Genomic DNA, 15307 nt, shown 5'->3' with positions numbered 1-15307 from the left:
TTGATTCAACTTGCCGCACAAACATAACGCCGCCCGCATATCGGTAAGATGAAGTTGAAAGTGGCGAACTGGGCGGAATATGAAGCCGGCCTTCGCCGCGTGGCAGTTTAACCCTTTGGATAGCGCCAGAAGCGCTGGCGGGCTGGGCAGCCCCATGCCGCAAGACGCGTGGTGGCCAGCCGCGCTATATTGATCTGGCGATCGAAACCACGCCGATGCTGGGCATGAGATTCGAATTGTGTTTGCGCCAAGCCGAGGGTCTTTTGAACTCTGTTTTGGACATGATGGCGACGGATTTGGCTGTGCCCGAGCACACCACGCTGAGCCGGAGGGCCAGAATCTGAGAGCCATCAGTCAGATGCAACGACCACCAGCCTTTGGCGACTGATCGGCGCGACAAACCGTCGAAAGCTCGGAAGCGGCCCGGGGCACTGCGCCTCTCGGAATTAAACTCATTGAGGACCCCGCACTCAAGTTTCTAGTTGACATCACAACTCATAACGGCACAACTTAGCGAGTTGCGAACGCAACTCGTGACGCCCTGACGCCTGAGGAGGAGGCGGGCGTCAACGAACTTTGGGAGGATTTCAAGATGAACATGATTCCACGCGCCGTTTTTGCGGCCGCGATAGCCTTGCCATGGGCGAGCAACAGCTGGATTGACGCCCTCGAAGGTCGGCGGCAGCTGCTCCAAGGCGCGAGGAGGACATCGCTGTGAACATGATCGAAGGGCATCGCGTTTTCGAACCTGCCGAAGGCATCCCCGTCTGGGATATCGATCCTTACGACGAGGCGGTCCTCGCTGATCCGAACGCCTATTATGCAGAGCTGCGTGCGAAGGGGCCGCTGGTCTATATTCCAAAATATTCCATTCTCGCATCCGGCCGCTATGAGGAGACGAAGGAAATTTTTTCCGACCACGCGCGCTTCGTCTCCTCAAGGGGAGTTGGCCTGAATGATTTCCGCTATGGTACGCCCTGGCGTCCGCCGTCAATCATCCTGGAAGTGGACCCGCCGGAGCACGCACGCACGCGCAAGGTCATGGCGCGGGCTCTTTCCCCCAAGGCCATCTCGAAATTCAAGGAGGATTTCCGTGTGAAGGCCGTGGAGATCGTGGATGCGCTTCTGGAAAAGCGACGTTTCGAAGCGGTGGTGGAACTTGCAGAGGCCTTTCCAACCGCTGTTTTTCCCGAGGCGCTCGGAATGGTGGATCACGACCCGCGTCCCCTGGTCGATTACGGCGCGATGGTTTTCAACTCCATGGGGCCGGACAACGCGCTGCGCCGCAAGGCTGGTGCCATGATCCCCGAAATCGTTCCCTGGATCATGTCCGCCTGCGCCCGCTCGCGGCTGCGCCCTGACGGCATGGGGGCGATCATTTACGAAGCGGCGGATGCCGGAGAAATCACGCAGGAAGAAGCCGGTTTGCTGATCCGCTCGTTCCTGTCAGCCGGGGTCGACACGACCGTGACCGGGATCGGCAATGCCCTTTGGTGCCTCGCATCCAATCCGGCGGAATACGAACGGCTCAAGGTCGACCCTTCGCTGGCACGCCCCTGCTTCGAGGAGGTTCTGCGGTATACATCTCCGGTGCACACATTCGGTCGGACCGCCGCTGTCGATACCGAAATCGCAGGTTTGAAGATCGCCGAAGGCAGCAAGATCATTTGCGTCCTTGGGGCGGCTAACCTGGACCCAGAGAAATGGGAGGCCCCGGAAAGCTTCCGCATAGACCGCAGGCCGGCAGGACATATGGCGTTCGGGGCGGGCATCCACGGTTGCGTTGGGCAGAACATCGCGCGGCTGGAACTCGAAACACTGCTCACGGTGATGGCGGCGAAAGTGGACCGCATTGAATTCGACGGAGAGGTCGTCTGGCGTCCCAACAACGCAATCCATGCCCTCGACCGCATGCCTCTCGAATTCATCGCGAAATAGGAGATCACATGACCAGGATCACTTTCATCTCCCATAACGGCGCGCAATCGGTTGTCGATGCCGCCGACGGTGATAGCGTCATGCGCGTGGCACTTACGAACGATATCGATGGCATCATCGGTGAATGCGGCGGCTCCATGATGTGCGCAACCTGTCATTGCTATGTCGATGACACGTGGGTCGAAACCGTTGGCGTTCGTGCTGATGGAGAAGAGGATATGCTGGAGAGCGTCATCTGCGCGATAAGGCCATCCAGCCGTCTCTCGTGCCAGATTCGCATCAAACCACATCTCGATGGTCTCGTCATCCATCTTCCGGAGAGCCAAACATGAACCAGGTGGCCATCATTGGCTCCGGCCAGGGAGGGTTCCAGTTGGCTGCGAGCCTTCGTCAGGAGGGGTTTTCCGGGGAGATCACCTTGATCGGAGAGGAAACAGGCCTGCCTTACCAGCGTCCGCCGCTTTCCAAGGCTTATTTAAAAGATGGCCGTGCCGAGAGCATTGAGCTGAGGCCCGACAGCTTCTTTCACCGAAACAAAATCGGCCTGATAGCCGGGGACCCGGCCATTCATATCGATCGGGTGACGCGAACTGTGGCGACCAAGAGCGGTGCCCGTATCGGCTATAACCATCTCGTGCTGGCAACCGGCGCGCGTAACCTCATCCCGCCGATCCGTGGCCTGGAGGGGAGCGATGTCTTCGCCTTGCGCACCGCAGCCGATGCGGATGCCCTGCGCGAAGCTCTCGCGCGGGGTCGTCGCCACCCTGTGGTGATCGGGGGCGGCTTTATCGGCCTCGAATTCGCCGCTGTTGCGGCATCCATCGGCCACTCCGTCACCGTCGTCGAGGCAACGGAACGCCTTATGGCTCGTGCCGTTTCTCGCGCTATGTCCGGATTCTTTCAGACCTTCCACGAGATGCACGGCGTGTCGCTGCACTTCGGGGACCCCGTCAACGAGATCCTGCGGAGTGAGGATGGCGGGGTTGTGGGTGTTCGCCTTCTTAGCGGAGCAATTATTCCCGGTGACATGGTGCTGCTTGCTGTTGGCGTGCGACCCAATGTGGAACTTGCCAGAAACGCTGGGCTTGAGATTGCCAACGGTATCGCTGTGGATGCGTATCTTCTCACCGCCGATCCAGCCATTTCGGGCCTCGGCGACTGTGCAGCCTTTCCAGATCCGGTCACGGGGGAGTTGACGCGGCTTGAATCCGTCCAGGCCGCCACCGACCACGCCCGAACAATCGCTCGTCGGCTCACGGGAAAATCCGAACCCTATGAGGCCTTGCCTTGGTTCTGGAGCGATCAGGGGCCATGGAAGTTGCAGATTGCAGGTCTTGCGGTATCGGGCGATGAGGATCATCCCCTTGAAGGTGAAAACGGGCGAAGGCTTGTATTTCGCTTCAAATCGGGCAAATTGCGTGCAGTGGAGACGGTCAATGCCGCAGCCGAGCACATGGCCGCACGTCAGCTTCTAAAGTCGCCAGAAGGGGTGACAGCCGATGAGCTTGTGCAATGCAACTATGATATCACGGCACTGTCGAAATCGAGGAAAGCACGCGCCGCATGACATCTGCCAAGAGGCCAACAAGCGTGCGGGTGAAAACTGGCGCACGCTGCCCGCAAGACCGCATATCCAGTCCGACGACCACACGCGATGGCGTCGAAATTCTCGATATCTCGAATTACACGCCCTTCTTCTTGTCCAGCATCAACAATGCCCTATCGCGTGGGGCCTCAAGCGTTTACCGTGAGCGCTTCGGCATCGGTATCAGCGAGTGGCGCGCGGTATCCATGCTGGCGATCGAGCCCAACATCACGGCGGGGCGCATCTGTGATGTCATCAATCTTGACAAGGCCGCCGCAAGCCGCGCTCTGGCGACGCTCGATGAGCAGGGCTATCTCGACTCGGAGGTCTCGGAGACGGACCCGCGCAAGAAGCGCTGGCGCCTGAACCAGAGGGGCTATGACCTTCACGAAGAGATCATGCGGATCGCGCTCGCGCGTGAGGAAACATTGATTGAGGGTGCAGATCCCCAGGACCTCGAGGCAACCATCCGGGTGATGCGGATCATGTTGAAAAACGTGCAGAACCTGTAAGCACCCAGCCCCTGCGGTCATAGTGAGCCCAAACGCCCGTGTTCTTCGCCAAGGATGCAAATTGAAGTAGGTGTTCATTGCCTGCAGTTTTCGGAGCGGATGATGTGTCGGCTTCTCCAAGTTCACTCGCGGGTTTCTAAGCCTGGCTTAGAAACCCGTTGAGCAAACTTGCCAGTGAAGACAAATGACAGTCCGACCTCTTGTTGCAGGCTTGGGAAGAGAGCGGAAAGGTTTAGGGTTGGGGCGGTGGTGATAGCCCCAGAGTGGTTCCAAGGTCGAAGACAATGGCTGCATAGATGGTCCAGCCGTTCTTCATTCTTGAGGTGGAATAGTCAGCAAGGTAGGTTGTGTTGGGATCCTTGACGTAAGATGCCCCAAACTCAAGAAATCCAGCGGGGCCTATTCCTGTCCGTCCGTGCAGATCGAACTGGAACGTGTCTCGCGGCTGCCGGTCGTAGATGCCTGTCAAAAACCGGCGCGCGTTGGTTTCGTATTGGGCACGTTTTTCACTGAGGCCAATATAGTGAACCGTCGCGCCTATAGATGTGAGGGGGTTAGCTTTCCAGAAGCCGCCATATTCAATGCTGCCATAAGCTTCCCACGGATAGGATTGACCGTCTCCGAACGTGTGGAAGATGCCGCCTGAAACCGCGATGTTTTCGGGGAAGGGGCTTCCATCGGGATCACTCCAGAGAACTTTTCGAACCTGAGCAAAAACCCCGTTTGATCCCCCGTCATGTTCGATCACTGTCTGGTTCGCGCCAAAGGTTGGATTGCCCCAGCCTGTGCCGTATAGCGCGTCCGTGTAGGATGCAGAGCTTCGATAACCACCAATTTCATAGTTAAGCGGCTTCGCTGTCTCCAGAAAATTTTGCCGCTGGGCGAGGTGGACCACGGCGGTATAACCGTCAGAATCGCCTCTCCCCCAGTTCCAGCCCGATCCTGTCTGCCAGTTTTCTGTGTTGTTCTCGGTGATGACGCCACCGAGGGAGAGATCCGGCGTGAGATTGTAGCCAACGCGGCCACCCCATTGCGCAACGGTGTTGCCGGGAGCGCTTAACACCAACGCACGGGTTTGCGAGATGCACCCCTTGCCACCGCAGAACTCTGACCTGAAAAACTCCGGCCACATGTTGAGCCGACCGCCCTCGACCTCCAGCTTTCCGTCAAAAAAATCCCCCTGGAGGGTAAGGCGTGTAAGATCGGTTGAACTATCGAGAGAAGGGTCCGTAGCGTAAAAGGCATTCGAGACTTGAAACAGATACTGATTGGCATTGTGCCTGGGAATGTTGACCGTTTCCTGCCAGTTGATCTTGAACATGTCTGATATATGGTATGTCGTGTCGAACATCAGAAAGCCGAAGTTACCAGAATGGCCCGGATCAAACCCGAAATCTGACGCATTTGCATAGAGATTGACGAAATTGATGCGGACATCAAAACCGGCGTCATGGAGCGTGTGTCCAAGGCCGGTCAAGGGGCCGGGAGGAGGGGCCTGCGGGTCTGGAGCCTTCGCGATGGAAGGATCGGCAGGGGTGTTGGCATCGGCTGCTACGGCAGGAAGTCCGCTTGCCAGCACTCCGTATGCAGCACTGAGGATAACAAGTTGCTTGAGATGGGTTTTCATTTTTCTCCCCCCGAGATAAATGGATAGGATGGGTCGCCGGGTTATACCGGGACGTTTCGACGCTGCTGTTTGTGTGAAGGTCAGGTCTGGAATCCGTCAGGTTTTTCTTCGGCCCGGCTCACTCCAGATGTTTCTGTTGTTGCGTGGCTTTTGGGCACGCGGCATTTGCCTTGCAGGCTTAAGCCTATTGGTCGTGACGGGTCACAATGGCCAGTGCCTTTTTGGGGCTAGTGCGTTGCTGGCGTGCGAGGGCAACAGGCGCATCAGCACCAGCATTAGTCCCGCCACAACACAGGTGGCCACCAGAGCGGTTGCAAGGCTGAGGCCATGATAGCCCATTGTCTGGACCAGAATGCCGCCAACCAGAGGCCCAAGCGCTCCGCCGCCCATGGTAATGGCCGGATTGGCCGCCACTGCTCGGCCAGTTGGTTCCACGCGCGACATGAGTCCGAAGAGAAATGTGTGCGAGAAGATCATGACAAAGGGAATGAAGATTGCCGAGGCGGCAAAACCGGGAACGTCGAGCGCATGGGTTATGCCCAGCGAAAGAGCGGCCTGAAGCAGCACGCCTACTATGCCCACATAAACCGGATGAAGCTTTTTTTCAAAAAACACTGCGAGCGGGGCCGGAATGAGGCTGAGAAAGGCAACGCCCACAAGAATGCCGTTGATGGTGGATGTTGGCCAATCATGGTCACTGGCAATGCGCTCAACAAAGCTGAAATTCATGGCCTGATTGAAGTTCATGCCCAGCAGAGCGGCGATGAGAAACCAGACGACGGGTTCAAAACGCGGCACGCGACCGGAATTGGGCGATGGTTTTTTCTCCGCCTTCGGCATGGTGGCGCTGTGGGGGAAAAGCAACCAATTGACTGCGGCAGCGATCGCCATAACCCCGGCAAAAATCAAGAACAGGTTGCGTGGCTGCATTGCGGCAATCACCTGCGTGGCAAAGCCCATGAAGATAACGCTGAAGATGCCAAAGCCAATGGTGGCATAAGCAAATGTGCGATGAGCATTGCTTGTGCGGCCAATGGTTCCATGAACCGCTGACAAAGCCGTGCCGATGCAAAGACCGGCACAGAGGTGAAGTGCGAGAAAATTGCCGAAACCTGATGCCATCCAGAGTGCTGCGAACGCCAGCGCAGCCCCGCTAAAGCCTGCACCGGGCACCCAACGCATGGAAAAGCGATGGAAAAGCGTCGCAAGGCCGCAACTGGCAATCACCACCCCAATCAGAAATGTGGTGACAAGTCCTCCGGCTTGAGCGGATGAATAGCCATAGCCACCGACCAGTCCACCGACCCAAATGGGAAGAGAGACCATATCGATCATACCGGCCGCATGACCGACAATAAGGGCTGTGCGGGTACCCTTTGTATCAAGATTGGTCATGCGATCCTCCCGCCTGCGGAGAGTTCACCAATCGGGCGCTGAGCCAATATAGGCTGCTGGGGACAGAGCATCGCTGCCAACCGCTTGCCAAGCTGCCGCAAATCAAGGGTTCGGAATAGACCGGCCCATTGCAATATCAAACGGGGACAGATCAAAACTTTAGCGCCCGCGCCAAAGGGCGCGGCATCATACCGTAGAAACACAGACATTTTTTCTCCTCCCAGAGGTATGTTTTTGTGTGTTTCAAAAACATCTCACAGAGAAGATATCGGCATTTTGAAAATAGTCAATTAGATTGACTATAATATTTACTTCACGGCAATAGCCCTATTCGCTCCCAATTCCATGAAGCCGGTCGGCATCATTTTTTCTGGATCGCGCTTTCCGTCGCATCAGGCGTGTGGGCCTCTTTGGATCCCAATGCGGGTGGCGTGCCCCAGTCCATCCCCAATGCGGCCCGCAGGACGGACATTCGGTCCTGACCTAAAACCGTTGCCAGATGGTCTTCGAGGTGCTCCAGCGTGGCAAAGATATTCTCCAATTCAGTCTGACCTTGCGGGCTGAACTCAATGAGTGATGCGCGTGCATCTTCTGGGTCTGGCTTGATAAAAATGTAGCCCGCTGCGGTCAGGTCTCCCAGCATAAGGCTGACCGCTTGTTTGGTGACGCCCATGGTACGCGCCAAGCGCGTCGGACGCCGCTCCCCAAGGGCAATGTTGATCAAAAGCATGCCCTGCGCCCGTGTGACCGGTGTTTGCCCTTGCAACTCCTGGGAGGCTCTCAGCGCCTCGTCAAACCAGTAGATGGCACGCAGAAAACGCGGAAGTAAGGGAGGGGTCTTCGAGTCCATTCGTGCATTTACCCTGTGTTTGCTTGTCATTGCTGTTGCGGTCGGAATCTTCTTTGAGAGGCTTTTGCCGATGAAGGTGTGTGGCCTGCTTGGCGGCTGCTTCGTCAGTTCTCTGTGATTTCTGTTGATTTGCAAGGTGTTAAGGTGAGTGAGGCGGATTTGTGGTGGGAATGTTCGGCCATTTAAGGCTGCTGGCCGCACCCTCGCCGCACTTTCCCTTTCGGGTTTAACGGCTCCTGTTGGAAACCTCAACGCATGTGTTGATGATTTTATGGTCAAGTCACTTGACTATATTCAAGTGGCGTGCCTATCATGAGGCAACAATTATAAAGAGTACCCTTGGCTTGAAATGGGAGGAGAGTCAAATGTGCTGTGGCCCTTTACCAGGGACGCGGGCGGCTATCTGTGTGCTGAAAAATGCGCAAGCCCCGCCCGGCGCGACACCCAAAATTTTTGCAACAGCTGCCATCATTTCCCTTTGCGGAACAGGCACCTGCACCCTATCCCAACTATAAGGACATCACACCATGGCAGCAACTGCTAGCCTTGCCGCTGTGCGGCAGAAGCTTATCCGGCGTGCCGATGTGGCAAGCCTGCGTGCGATTGGGCTTGACGCCGAGGAGGCCAGCCTCGCACCCTACATGCCCGCAAACCCATCAGGCCGCGAGGCTCCGCCGCTTGCGGTCGTGCGACCGCGCAGCACGGAGGAGATCGTTGCCGTTATCGGCTGGGCGCGGAAAACCGGCACGGCCCTGACCACGTTCAGCTCCAGCAGCGGCGCGCGGCTGCGCGGTGCAACGGCAGAACGGCCCACCGTGTTTGTTGATCTCAGTGGCATGAACCATCTGTTGCAGATCGATCAGCAAGATGCGGTTGCGGTGATTGAGCCGGGCGTCACCTTCGGCGCTATCGATGCGCTGCTGGCACCCCAGGGTCTGCGCGCCTTCAAGCCGCTGTTGCCACGCGCGTCAAAATCCGTGCTGACAAGCTATTTGGATCGCGAACCCAACTTGCAATCGTCTGAGCAATGGGATGTGCTGGACCCCTTCGGCGGTGCGCAGTTGGTGTTTGGCACCGGCGATGTCTTTCGCACCGGCAGTGCGGCCATCAGCGGCACCCTTGATGAACATTGGAAGGCGGGGTTGCGCTATCTTACCGCCATGGGGCCAGCAGGCACGGATTTTCTGCGTGTTGTGCAAGGCTCGCAAGGCACGCTTGCCATTCTCAATTGGGCGGCCATTCTGTGTGAGCGCCTGCCAGCACGCGAAGAGGCCCGCTTTGTGGGGGCCGACAGTATCGCTCCACTGGCACGGCTCTCAGCAGAATTGCATCGGCGGCGTATCGGCATGGCCAGTTTTATCGCCAGCAATCTGCACCTTGCAGCCGTGCTGGAGAGTGAGCCAGACCGCATTGCCGATCTTGCTGCCCGCCTGCCCGCTTACACGCTCTACATCCAACTGACCGCGTCTTGTGATTTTCCCGATGACAAGATTGCCTATCAGTTGGCCGATGTCACCCAACTCTGCGCGGATGCAGGACTGGTGGCAAGCCCCGATCTGGCCGGGCATTCCGCCAGCCGGATTGCGGAGCTGCAAGCCAATCCACCGGACAGCAACTACAAAGACCGCATCGCGGGTGCCCATCGCAGTGTGTTTTTTCTCAGCCAAATGGATCGTGCCGAGCAATTTATTGCGTTGGCACGGGAACGTTTGGGCGCAAATGTTGCAATTTACGTCCAGCCACGCCTGCATGGCCGCAACTGTCATGTTGAATTGGTGCTGCCCTTTGATCCGGCATCCATAGAGCAGACATCGGCAGCCGATGCACTTGCCGATGAGCTGGCCAAGGCCTGTAGCGCTACGGGCGGCTTTTTCAGCCGACCCTATGGCGCATGGGCTGACATGGCCTTTGCCCGCAATCCCACCGTCAAGCCATTGCTGCGCGAGACGAAATCCATCTTCGATCCGGACCGTATTCTCAATCCAGGGAGGCTTTGCTTCTAATGACCCATATCAGCCCAACCCTCGAAAAGCTTCACGACAAGCTTGGCTCTTGCACCCGCTGCACCTTTTGCAAATGGGTGCCGGAAGTCCGCAGTCAGGATTTTGCGGAAATCTGTCCAAGCGTTCAGCACGGCAAATTCTTTTCGCATACGGCAGGCGGAAAGCTCATTGCGGCCTATGCACTTTTGCATAATCGTGTCGAATACACGCCGGACTTCATTCAGAATGTCTATTCCTGTTCCATGTGCGGTGGCTGCGATACCAGCTGCAAGACATTGCTTGCCGATTTCGTCGAGCCGCTCGATTCGCTCTATGCGCTACGCCAAAAGGTGACGGCCGACGGGCATGCGCCAGAGCCGCTGCGCGAGATGCTCGCGCATCTGCGCACACTCGGGAATGCAAGGGGCCTGCCCGCCGCAATGCGCGGTGAATGGTTCGCTGGCCTGTCCCTGAAACAGACCAAAACCCATCAGGCACCCGTTCTCTTCCATGTTGGCGATGTGGCTTTCGATCGCGATGAATGGCCTTTCATCCGCCATATCGCCTCTGAGCTTCAGCGGCGCGATGTCGATTTCGTCATTGGCGGCGTGGACGAGCCGGATAGCGGTGGTCTTGCCTATGATATCGGTGATCAGGATCTCGCAGCGGATCTAGCACAGAAAACGGCAGAATGGCTCCGCAAGAGCGGGGCAGGCACGCTTATTGTTTATAGCGATGATGCTTTTTCGGCTTTTCGCAATATTTATCCGCGCCTTGGTGTTTCCCTTGGCAACATCAAAGTCATTCATATCGCGCAGTGGCTGGCCGAAAACCCGCTCACCGTGGCGGCTGGCCAAAAGCGCGACACTGTCACGTACCACGATTCCTGCCGCCTTGGGCGGCTAGGCGAAGAGCGCCATCCGTGGGAGGGCGAAACGGTGATGGCCTATAATTCCATTCCGATGCGCGTGCCGGAAGGCGAGCTCTACCTTGGGGTCAATGGTGTCTATGAAGAGCCCCGGCAATTGCTGCGGGCTGTGGATGCCGAGATTGTGGAAATGGAGCGCATTCGGGAATTCGCCTTCTGCTGCGGTGCCGGCGGTGGCGGCAAACAGGCCAGCCCCGATTTTGCTCGCGCTGCTGCCCGCAACCGACTTCAGGAAGCCGAGAGCACCGGGGCAGAGTTCCTCGTAACCAGTTGCACCGCGTGCAGCAGCCACATGAAAGAGGTGGCGCAGGAGGCGGGGTCTTCGATCCGGGTGTATGGGTTGGTCGAATATCTCCACACCCGACAGACCGCCTCCGCCCCAGACGCATCTCATAAGGCTGGAGAATGACCATGGCTCACGATCGCAACGAAGTTTTGCAAGCGCTTCAATCCATTGTTGGGCAAGACAATGCCACCAATGATCCGAGCTCAATTGCAAGTTACGCCTGGAATGGCGGTGTCGGCTCGATGCCGGGGCCAAAATTTCTTAAAAACTGGCCGATTGCCGTGGTTATGCCCAACTCGGCAGAGGATGTGGCGGCTATTATCAAATGCTGTCTTGCACGCGGGCTTTCCTTTCGTCCGTTAAGTTCCGGCAATGGTGGAACCTATCTCAGCGCCAGCGAAAATGTGGTGGTGATGGACCTTTGCCGTATGAACCGTCTGATCAAGATGGATGCCGCAAACCAGATGGCGGTGATCGAGCCTTTTGTAACTGCGGGCCGATTGCAAGCGGAGGCCATGAAAGTGGGGCTCAACTGTCATATCGTGGGTGCGGGGCCGTCGCATTCGCCGCTGGCCTCGGCCACGTCCTTTCTGGGGGTTGGCATTACCGGTGCCAGCACGGGTGCCAATTTCCGCAATATCCTGGGCATAGAATGGGTGACGCCACAGGGAGACATCGTGCGCATGGGCTCTCTTGGTGGTGATGATGACTGGTTCAGCGAGGAGGGGCCGGGGCCGGGCCTGCGCGGCATGATCCGTGGTCTTATTGGCGCAAATGGCGGCCTCGGCGTGTTCACCCGTATTGGTTACAAGCTCTATCCGTGGGCGGGGCCTAAGCGTTTGAACCTCACCGGGCAAAGCCCGATGCGAGGCATGGCACTGGAGCCAAACATGCGTCTGTTTCTGCCCGTCTGGGATACGATTGAACAGATGCGCGACGCCAGCTTTCACCTGAATCGCACAGGCGTTGCCTTTGCACTGCTGCGCATGCCACCAAACCATATCGGTTGGACGCTGACGGCCACCAATGCCGAATATGCGCGCCGCCGCGAAGCGGGCGACCTGCCGGAATGTGCGCGTCCGGAAAACAGGTTTGGCTGGCAGATCCTGACCATCGGTCATTCTGCGGGGCAGACGGCCTATCAGGAGAAGACTGTGCAGCACATTGTTGCGAGCACCGGCGGGCGGATGATTCCGATTGAACAAAAGGACACGGAAGTGTTGCTGCGCACGCTGGTGACGTCGCTTTATGTCAGCCGCGTCTTCCGGGGTGCCGGTTCCGGCGGCACCAGCTTTGGGGTTATGGAAACCTTTAACCTGCTGCCGGACGTGATCAAGGCCAGCGAGGACATTATGGCAAAAGATCGCATGCCCGGCCGCAATTTCGCAGCCGACGGCAAGGAAGGCTGCTGGGTCTGGCCAACCGAGAGCCGGCAATTGTGGACGGAAAACATCCTTGCATCGCAGGCAGGGACCGTGAAAGGCATCGGAGCGGGTTGGAAAGGCTTCCTCAAACACCTTGATATGGTGGATCGCAACCCAAGGCTCGGATTGATGGGCTTCATGGCGGGTCCATTGATCGAATTGTTTGGACCGCGCTACAGCAACGTCACTTCATGGATGCGGCTGATCAAGCAGCGCGTTGATCCGGCGGGACTGGCAGACGCGACAGTGCATGTCAGCGCCAAACAGCTCCCGATTGCCAAGAGATGGCCGACCTTGCAAAAAATCGCCTTCTCAAAAGCGGGTGCTCCGGTACTGCATTTGGTCTGCCTGTTGCTGGGCGTGATCAGCAAAAAGGAAAAGCTGCCAGAGCGAAGAGGGTAAACATCAACGACAATCTTAGCGTCTGTCATCCGATTGTCGACGTTCCTTGCATGGAGTTTCGAGGTCCATATCGACGACATTCAACGCCGTTCAAGGTGCAGCTTTGCCAGGATATTCGAAACGGCGTGACTGGGCGGCGCGATGCGCAGCGAACTTACGGCGTTTCAGCCAATCTCATCCAGTTGTGGCTGACGCAGTTCGATCGCGGCGACCTCACCTTTCAGCTTGTTCAACCCTTTGCTGCTGAGTTCGAAACGCTGCGTGCCAATTTCGACGCAGCTCTAAGCCAGTTTTCCGAGACTATGTGTGCTGTCTCTGATGCGGCCGGTGCTATCGACAACGGCAGCCGAGAAGTCATTGCGAGTGCTGACGACTTATCCACTGAAGTCGCAATGGATCAGAATGCTGCGCAGATGGAGGCATAGAGGACGCGGGCATTATAGACCGCGCAGTGAACAATCTGGCTGGTCATCGCCCTCTCTTCTTGATTGAAGATATCGCGCGCGAGGCCTCTAGGCCGTAGACTCATAACGATCTGATCCAAATTCTTGCTGCTGCCAATTTGACAGCGGCGAGAAAGTTCAATGGGTCTTTGTCGTAACGGGTTGCGATGCCTCTGAACTGTTTGAGTTTGCTGAAGAAACGCTCAACGAGATTGCGCTGTCGGTAAACCCATTGGCTGAAAGGGAAGCTTCCCTTCCGATTGCTCTTGGCAGGAATATTGGCCCATGCCTGCCTTTGCTTTGCAAATGCTCTGATCGCGTTGGTATCGTAGGCCTTGTCCGCCAGCAGGATCGCACCCTTGGAGATTGTCTGTAACAATGGTTCTGCCATGCGACCATCATGGGCTTGACCGGCTGTGAGTGCGAGACGGATCGGTCGGCCATCGGCGTCGACAACGGCGTGGATTTTGGTGGTCAAGCCGCCACGGGAACGTCCCATGCAGCCATCGTGTTGATCCCCCTTTTTCCCGTGGCCGCATGTTGATGAACACGGACACAGGAGCTGTCGATCATAACGATATCGCCGTCGAAAGCCTTGGAAATCTCGCCCAGAACATGATCCCAGACACCCGCCTTTCGCCATCGCACGAACCGGTTGTAGCAGGTTGTATATGGACCATATCGATCAGGAACGTCTGCCCAGGGTGAACCTGTCCGAAACCGCCACAAGATGCCGTTGATCACCCGCCGGTCGTCAACCCGTGGCACCCCACGCGGCTTGTTGGGCAACAAGGGCTGGATGACAGTCCATTCGAAATCGGTGAGATCAAACCGGCGACGGGTCATGAGAGGCCTCCAAATCAAGGCCTCAGTGAATCAAAATCAGGCCGATTTGCAAACCCGGTTTATGAGTGTGCGGCCTAGCTGCAATAACTGAAAGCTTGGCAATTGGGATTGGGTTGGTGGCTTGGAATCTTTGCGAAAGCACCTTCACCGGCGTGACGGATGTCATGCCGGTGAAGGAGAATTACATACCCAATCAAGTTTAGGGTTATTGGTTATGGAATCGGGTCGAACTTCAATTCGCTCAATTTCACAACCTTGTCGGTGCGGGTCATTTTATATTCGGTGTCCGGGCCAAGCCATTTGTTCCAGATTTTGTTGATTTCGCCATCAGCATCCAGCGCGCGCAGCGTATCGTTGATCTTGGCGGTCAGGGCTGGCTCGTCCTTTTTCATGCCAACACCGATGGGCTGATAAAGCATCGGATCATCGATCATCCGCATCCTCTTGCCCTTGGTCTGGGATTCGTTGACGAATTTGGTGGTGGTCATGGTGTTGGCAACCATGCCTTCAGCCTTGCCCTGCTGAACGGCGAGATAGGCCGATGCCGTATCCTGAAACGTCAACGGGTCCGACTTGTTGAGCTTGATCGACATCTCGGATGTAGAACCCTTGGTGGAGGCCAAACGCTTGCCGGAGAAATCAGCCTTTGTCTTGCCAGCCGTGTCGGCAGGCACAATCAGCATTTCCTTGGCGAGATAGTAAGGATCGCTGAACTGAATCTGTTCGGCGCGGCTCAAAGTGTAGGCGAGATTGGCAACGGTGATGTCGACGCGGCCAAGCTTGACTTCGGGCACGCGGGCTTCCACCGATACCGGCTTGATTTCGGCCTTCACGCCCAGTTTGGCTGCAATGGCGTTGCACAGATCAACGTCAAAGCCAGCCATTTCGCGGGTCTTTGGGTCTGGAGAGGCAAAGGGGGGAACATCGGCGAAGGTTGCGCAACGCAGGGTCTTGGCCGCCATGATATCGGCCAGCTGATCGGCGCTTGCAGGGGCTGCAATGGCGGTGGTGGCGGCAAGCGCCAAGCCTAATGTGATGCATTTCATGTTCATTGCTGTTCTCCTTGGTTTTTATTGTGATGTGAGTGGT

Annotated in this window: 13 protein-coding genes and 1 pseudogene; 9 read left to right on the top strand and 5 right to left on the bottom strand. The window is 57.0% G+C overall.

Annotated elements, in window-relative coordinates; all coding sequences use genetic code 11:
• Window positions 1–10: 10 nt before the first annotated feature.
• The 5 genes and pseudogenes from AVI_RS30185 to AVI_RS28415 form a co-directional block, all read left to right on the top strand.
• Window positions 11–338, top strand: a pseudogene (locus AVI_RS30185) (transposase); the annotation flags it as partial.
• 382 nt (window positions 339–720) lie between these two features.
• Window positions 721–1938 carry a cytochrome P450 gene (locus AVI_RS28430; protein ID WP_015918703.1) on the top strand — a complete coding sequence of 406 codons (1218 nt, stop codon included), beginning with the start codon at window positions 721–723 and terminating at the stop codon, window positions 1936–1938.
• A gap of 8 nt (window positions 1939–1946) precedes the next feature.
• Entirely contained in the window at window positions 1947–2270 is a 324-nt protein-coding gene (locus AVI_RS28425) for a 2Fe-2S iron-sulfur cluster-binding protein (RefSeq protein WP_041699907.1), read from the top strand.
• Window positions 2267–3505: an NAD(P)/FAD-dependent oxidoreductase gene (locus AVI_RS28420; protein WP_015918702.1), complete on the top strand. Its 1239-nt coding sequence runs from the start codon at window positions 2267–2269 to the stop codon at window positions 3503–3505. Before AVI_RS28425 ends, AVI_RS28420 begins: the two co-directional genes overlap by 4 nt.
• Window positions 3502–4035: a MarR family winged helix-turn-helix transcriptional regulator gene (locus AVI_RS28415; protein WP_139192278.1), complete on the top strand. Its 534-nt coding sequence runs from the start codon at window positions 3502–3504 to the stop codon at window positions 4033–4035. Before AVI_RS28420 ends, AVI_RS28415 begins: the two co-directional genes overlap by 4 nt.
• Before the next feature lie 232 nt (window positions 4036–4267).
• Here AVI_RS28415 and AVI_RS28410 read toward each other — a convergent pair whose 3' ends face one another.
• From AVI_RS28410 to AVI_RS28395, 3 genes are all read right to left on the bottom strand, one after another.
• Window positions 4268–5662 carry a carbohydrate porin gene (locus tag AVI_RS28410; protein ID WP_015918700.1) on the bottom strand — a complete coding sequence of 465 codons (1395 nt, stop codon included), beginning with the start codon at window positions 5660–5662 and terminating at the stop codon, window positions 4268–4270.
• Window positions 5663–5863: 201 nt separating this feature from the next.
• Window positions 5864–7057, bottom strand: coding sequence for an MFS transporter (locus tag AVI_RS28405; RefSeq protein WP_015918699.1), 1194 nt, complete (start codon window positions 7055–7057; stop codon window positions 5864–5866).
• Between the two features lie 361 nt (window positions 7058–7418).
• A complete protein-coding gene (locus AVI_RS28395; RefSeq protein WP_015918698.1) occupies window positions 7419–7907 on the bottom strand; it encodes a MarR family winged helix-turn-helix transcriptional regulator in 489 nt (162 codons plus the stop codon).
• Between the two features lie 527 nt (window positions 7908–8434).
• Between AVI_RS28395 and AVI_RS28390 the strand changes: the two genes are divergently transcribed.
• The 4 genes from AVI_RS28390 to AVI_RS31670 are packed head-to-tail and all read left to right on the top strand — an operon-like array spanning window position 8435 to window position 13354.
• Window positions 8435–9910, top strand: a complete 1476-nt coding sequence (locus AVI_RS28390) for an FAD-binding oxidoreductase (protein ID WP_015918697.1) — start codon at window positions 8435–8437, stop codon at window positions 9908–9910.
• Window positions 9910–11226: a (Fe-S)-binding protein gene (locus AVI_RS28385; protein ID WP_015918696.1), complete on the top strand. Its 1317-nt coding sequence runs from the start codon at window positions 9910–9912 to the stop codon at window positions 11224–11226. Before AVI_RS28390 ends, AVI_RS28385 begins: the two co-directional genes overlap by 1 nt.
• Before the next feature lie 2 nt (window positions 11227–11228).
• Window positions 11229–12929 (top strand): FAD-binding oxidoreductase, encoded by a 1701-nt coding sequence (locus tag AVI_RS28380; RefSeq protein WP_015918695.1) that lies wholly within the window; start codon window positions 11229–11231, stop codon window positions 12927–12929.
• A complete protein-coding gene (locus AVI_RS31670) occupies window positions 12812–13354 on the top strand; it encodes a methyl-accepting chemotaxis protein (RefSeq protein ID WP_244427810.1) in 543 nt (180 codons plus the stop codon). Before AVI_RS28380 ends, AVI_RS31670 begins: the two co-directional genes overlap by 118 nt.
• Before the next feature lie 100 nt (window positions 13355–13454).
• Here AVI_RS31670 and AVI_RS30175 read toward each other — a convergent pair.
• Together AVI_RS30175 and AVI_RS28360 are read right to left on the bottom strand one after the other, a co-directional pair.
• Window positions 13455–14218, bottom strand: a protein-coding gene (locus AVI_RS30175; protein WP_139192301.1) for an IS5-like element IS869 family transposase whose coding sequence is annotated in 2 segments (ribosomal slippage) — window positions 13455–13903 and window positions 13903–14218 — 765 coding nt in all. Because the reading frame shifts where the segments join, the coding sequence is not laid out codon by codon here.
• Window positions 14219–14430: 212 nt separating this feature from the next.
• Window positions 14431–15270, bottom strand: a complete 840-nt coding sequence (locus AVI_RS28360; RefSeq protein ID WP_015918692.1) for an ABC transporter substrate-binding protein — start codon at window positions 15268–15270, stop codon at window positions 14431–14433.
• Window positions 15271–15307 lie beyond the last annotated feature (37 nt).

It is taken from the genome of Allorhizobium ampelinum S4 (assembly GCF_000016285.1).
Classification (GTDB): Bacteria; Pseudomonadota; Alphaproteobacteria; order Rhizobiales; family Rhizobiaceae; genus Allorhizobium; species Allorhizobium ampelinum.
This window is presented reverse-complemented; position numbering and strand designations above follow the sequence as displayed.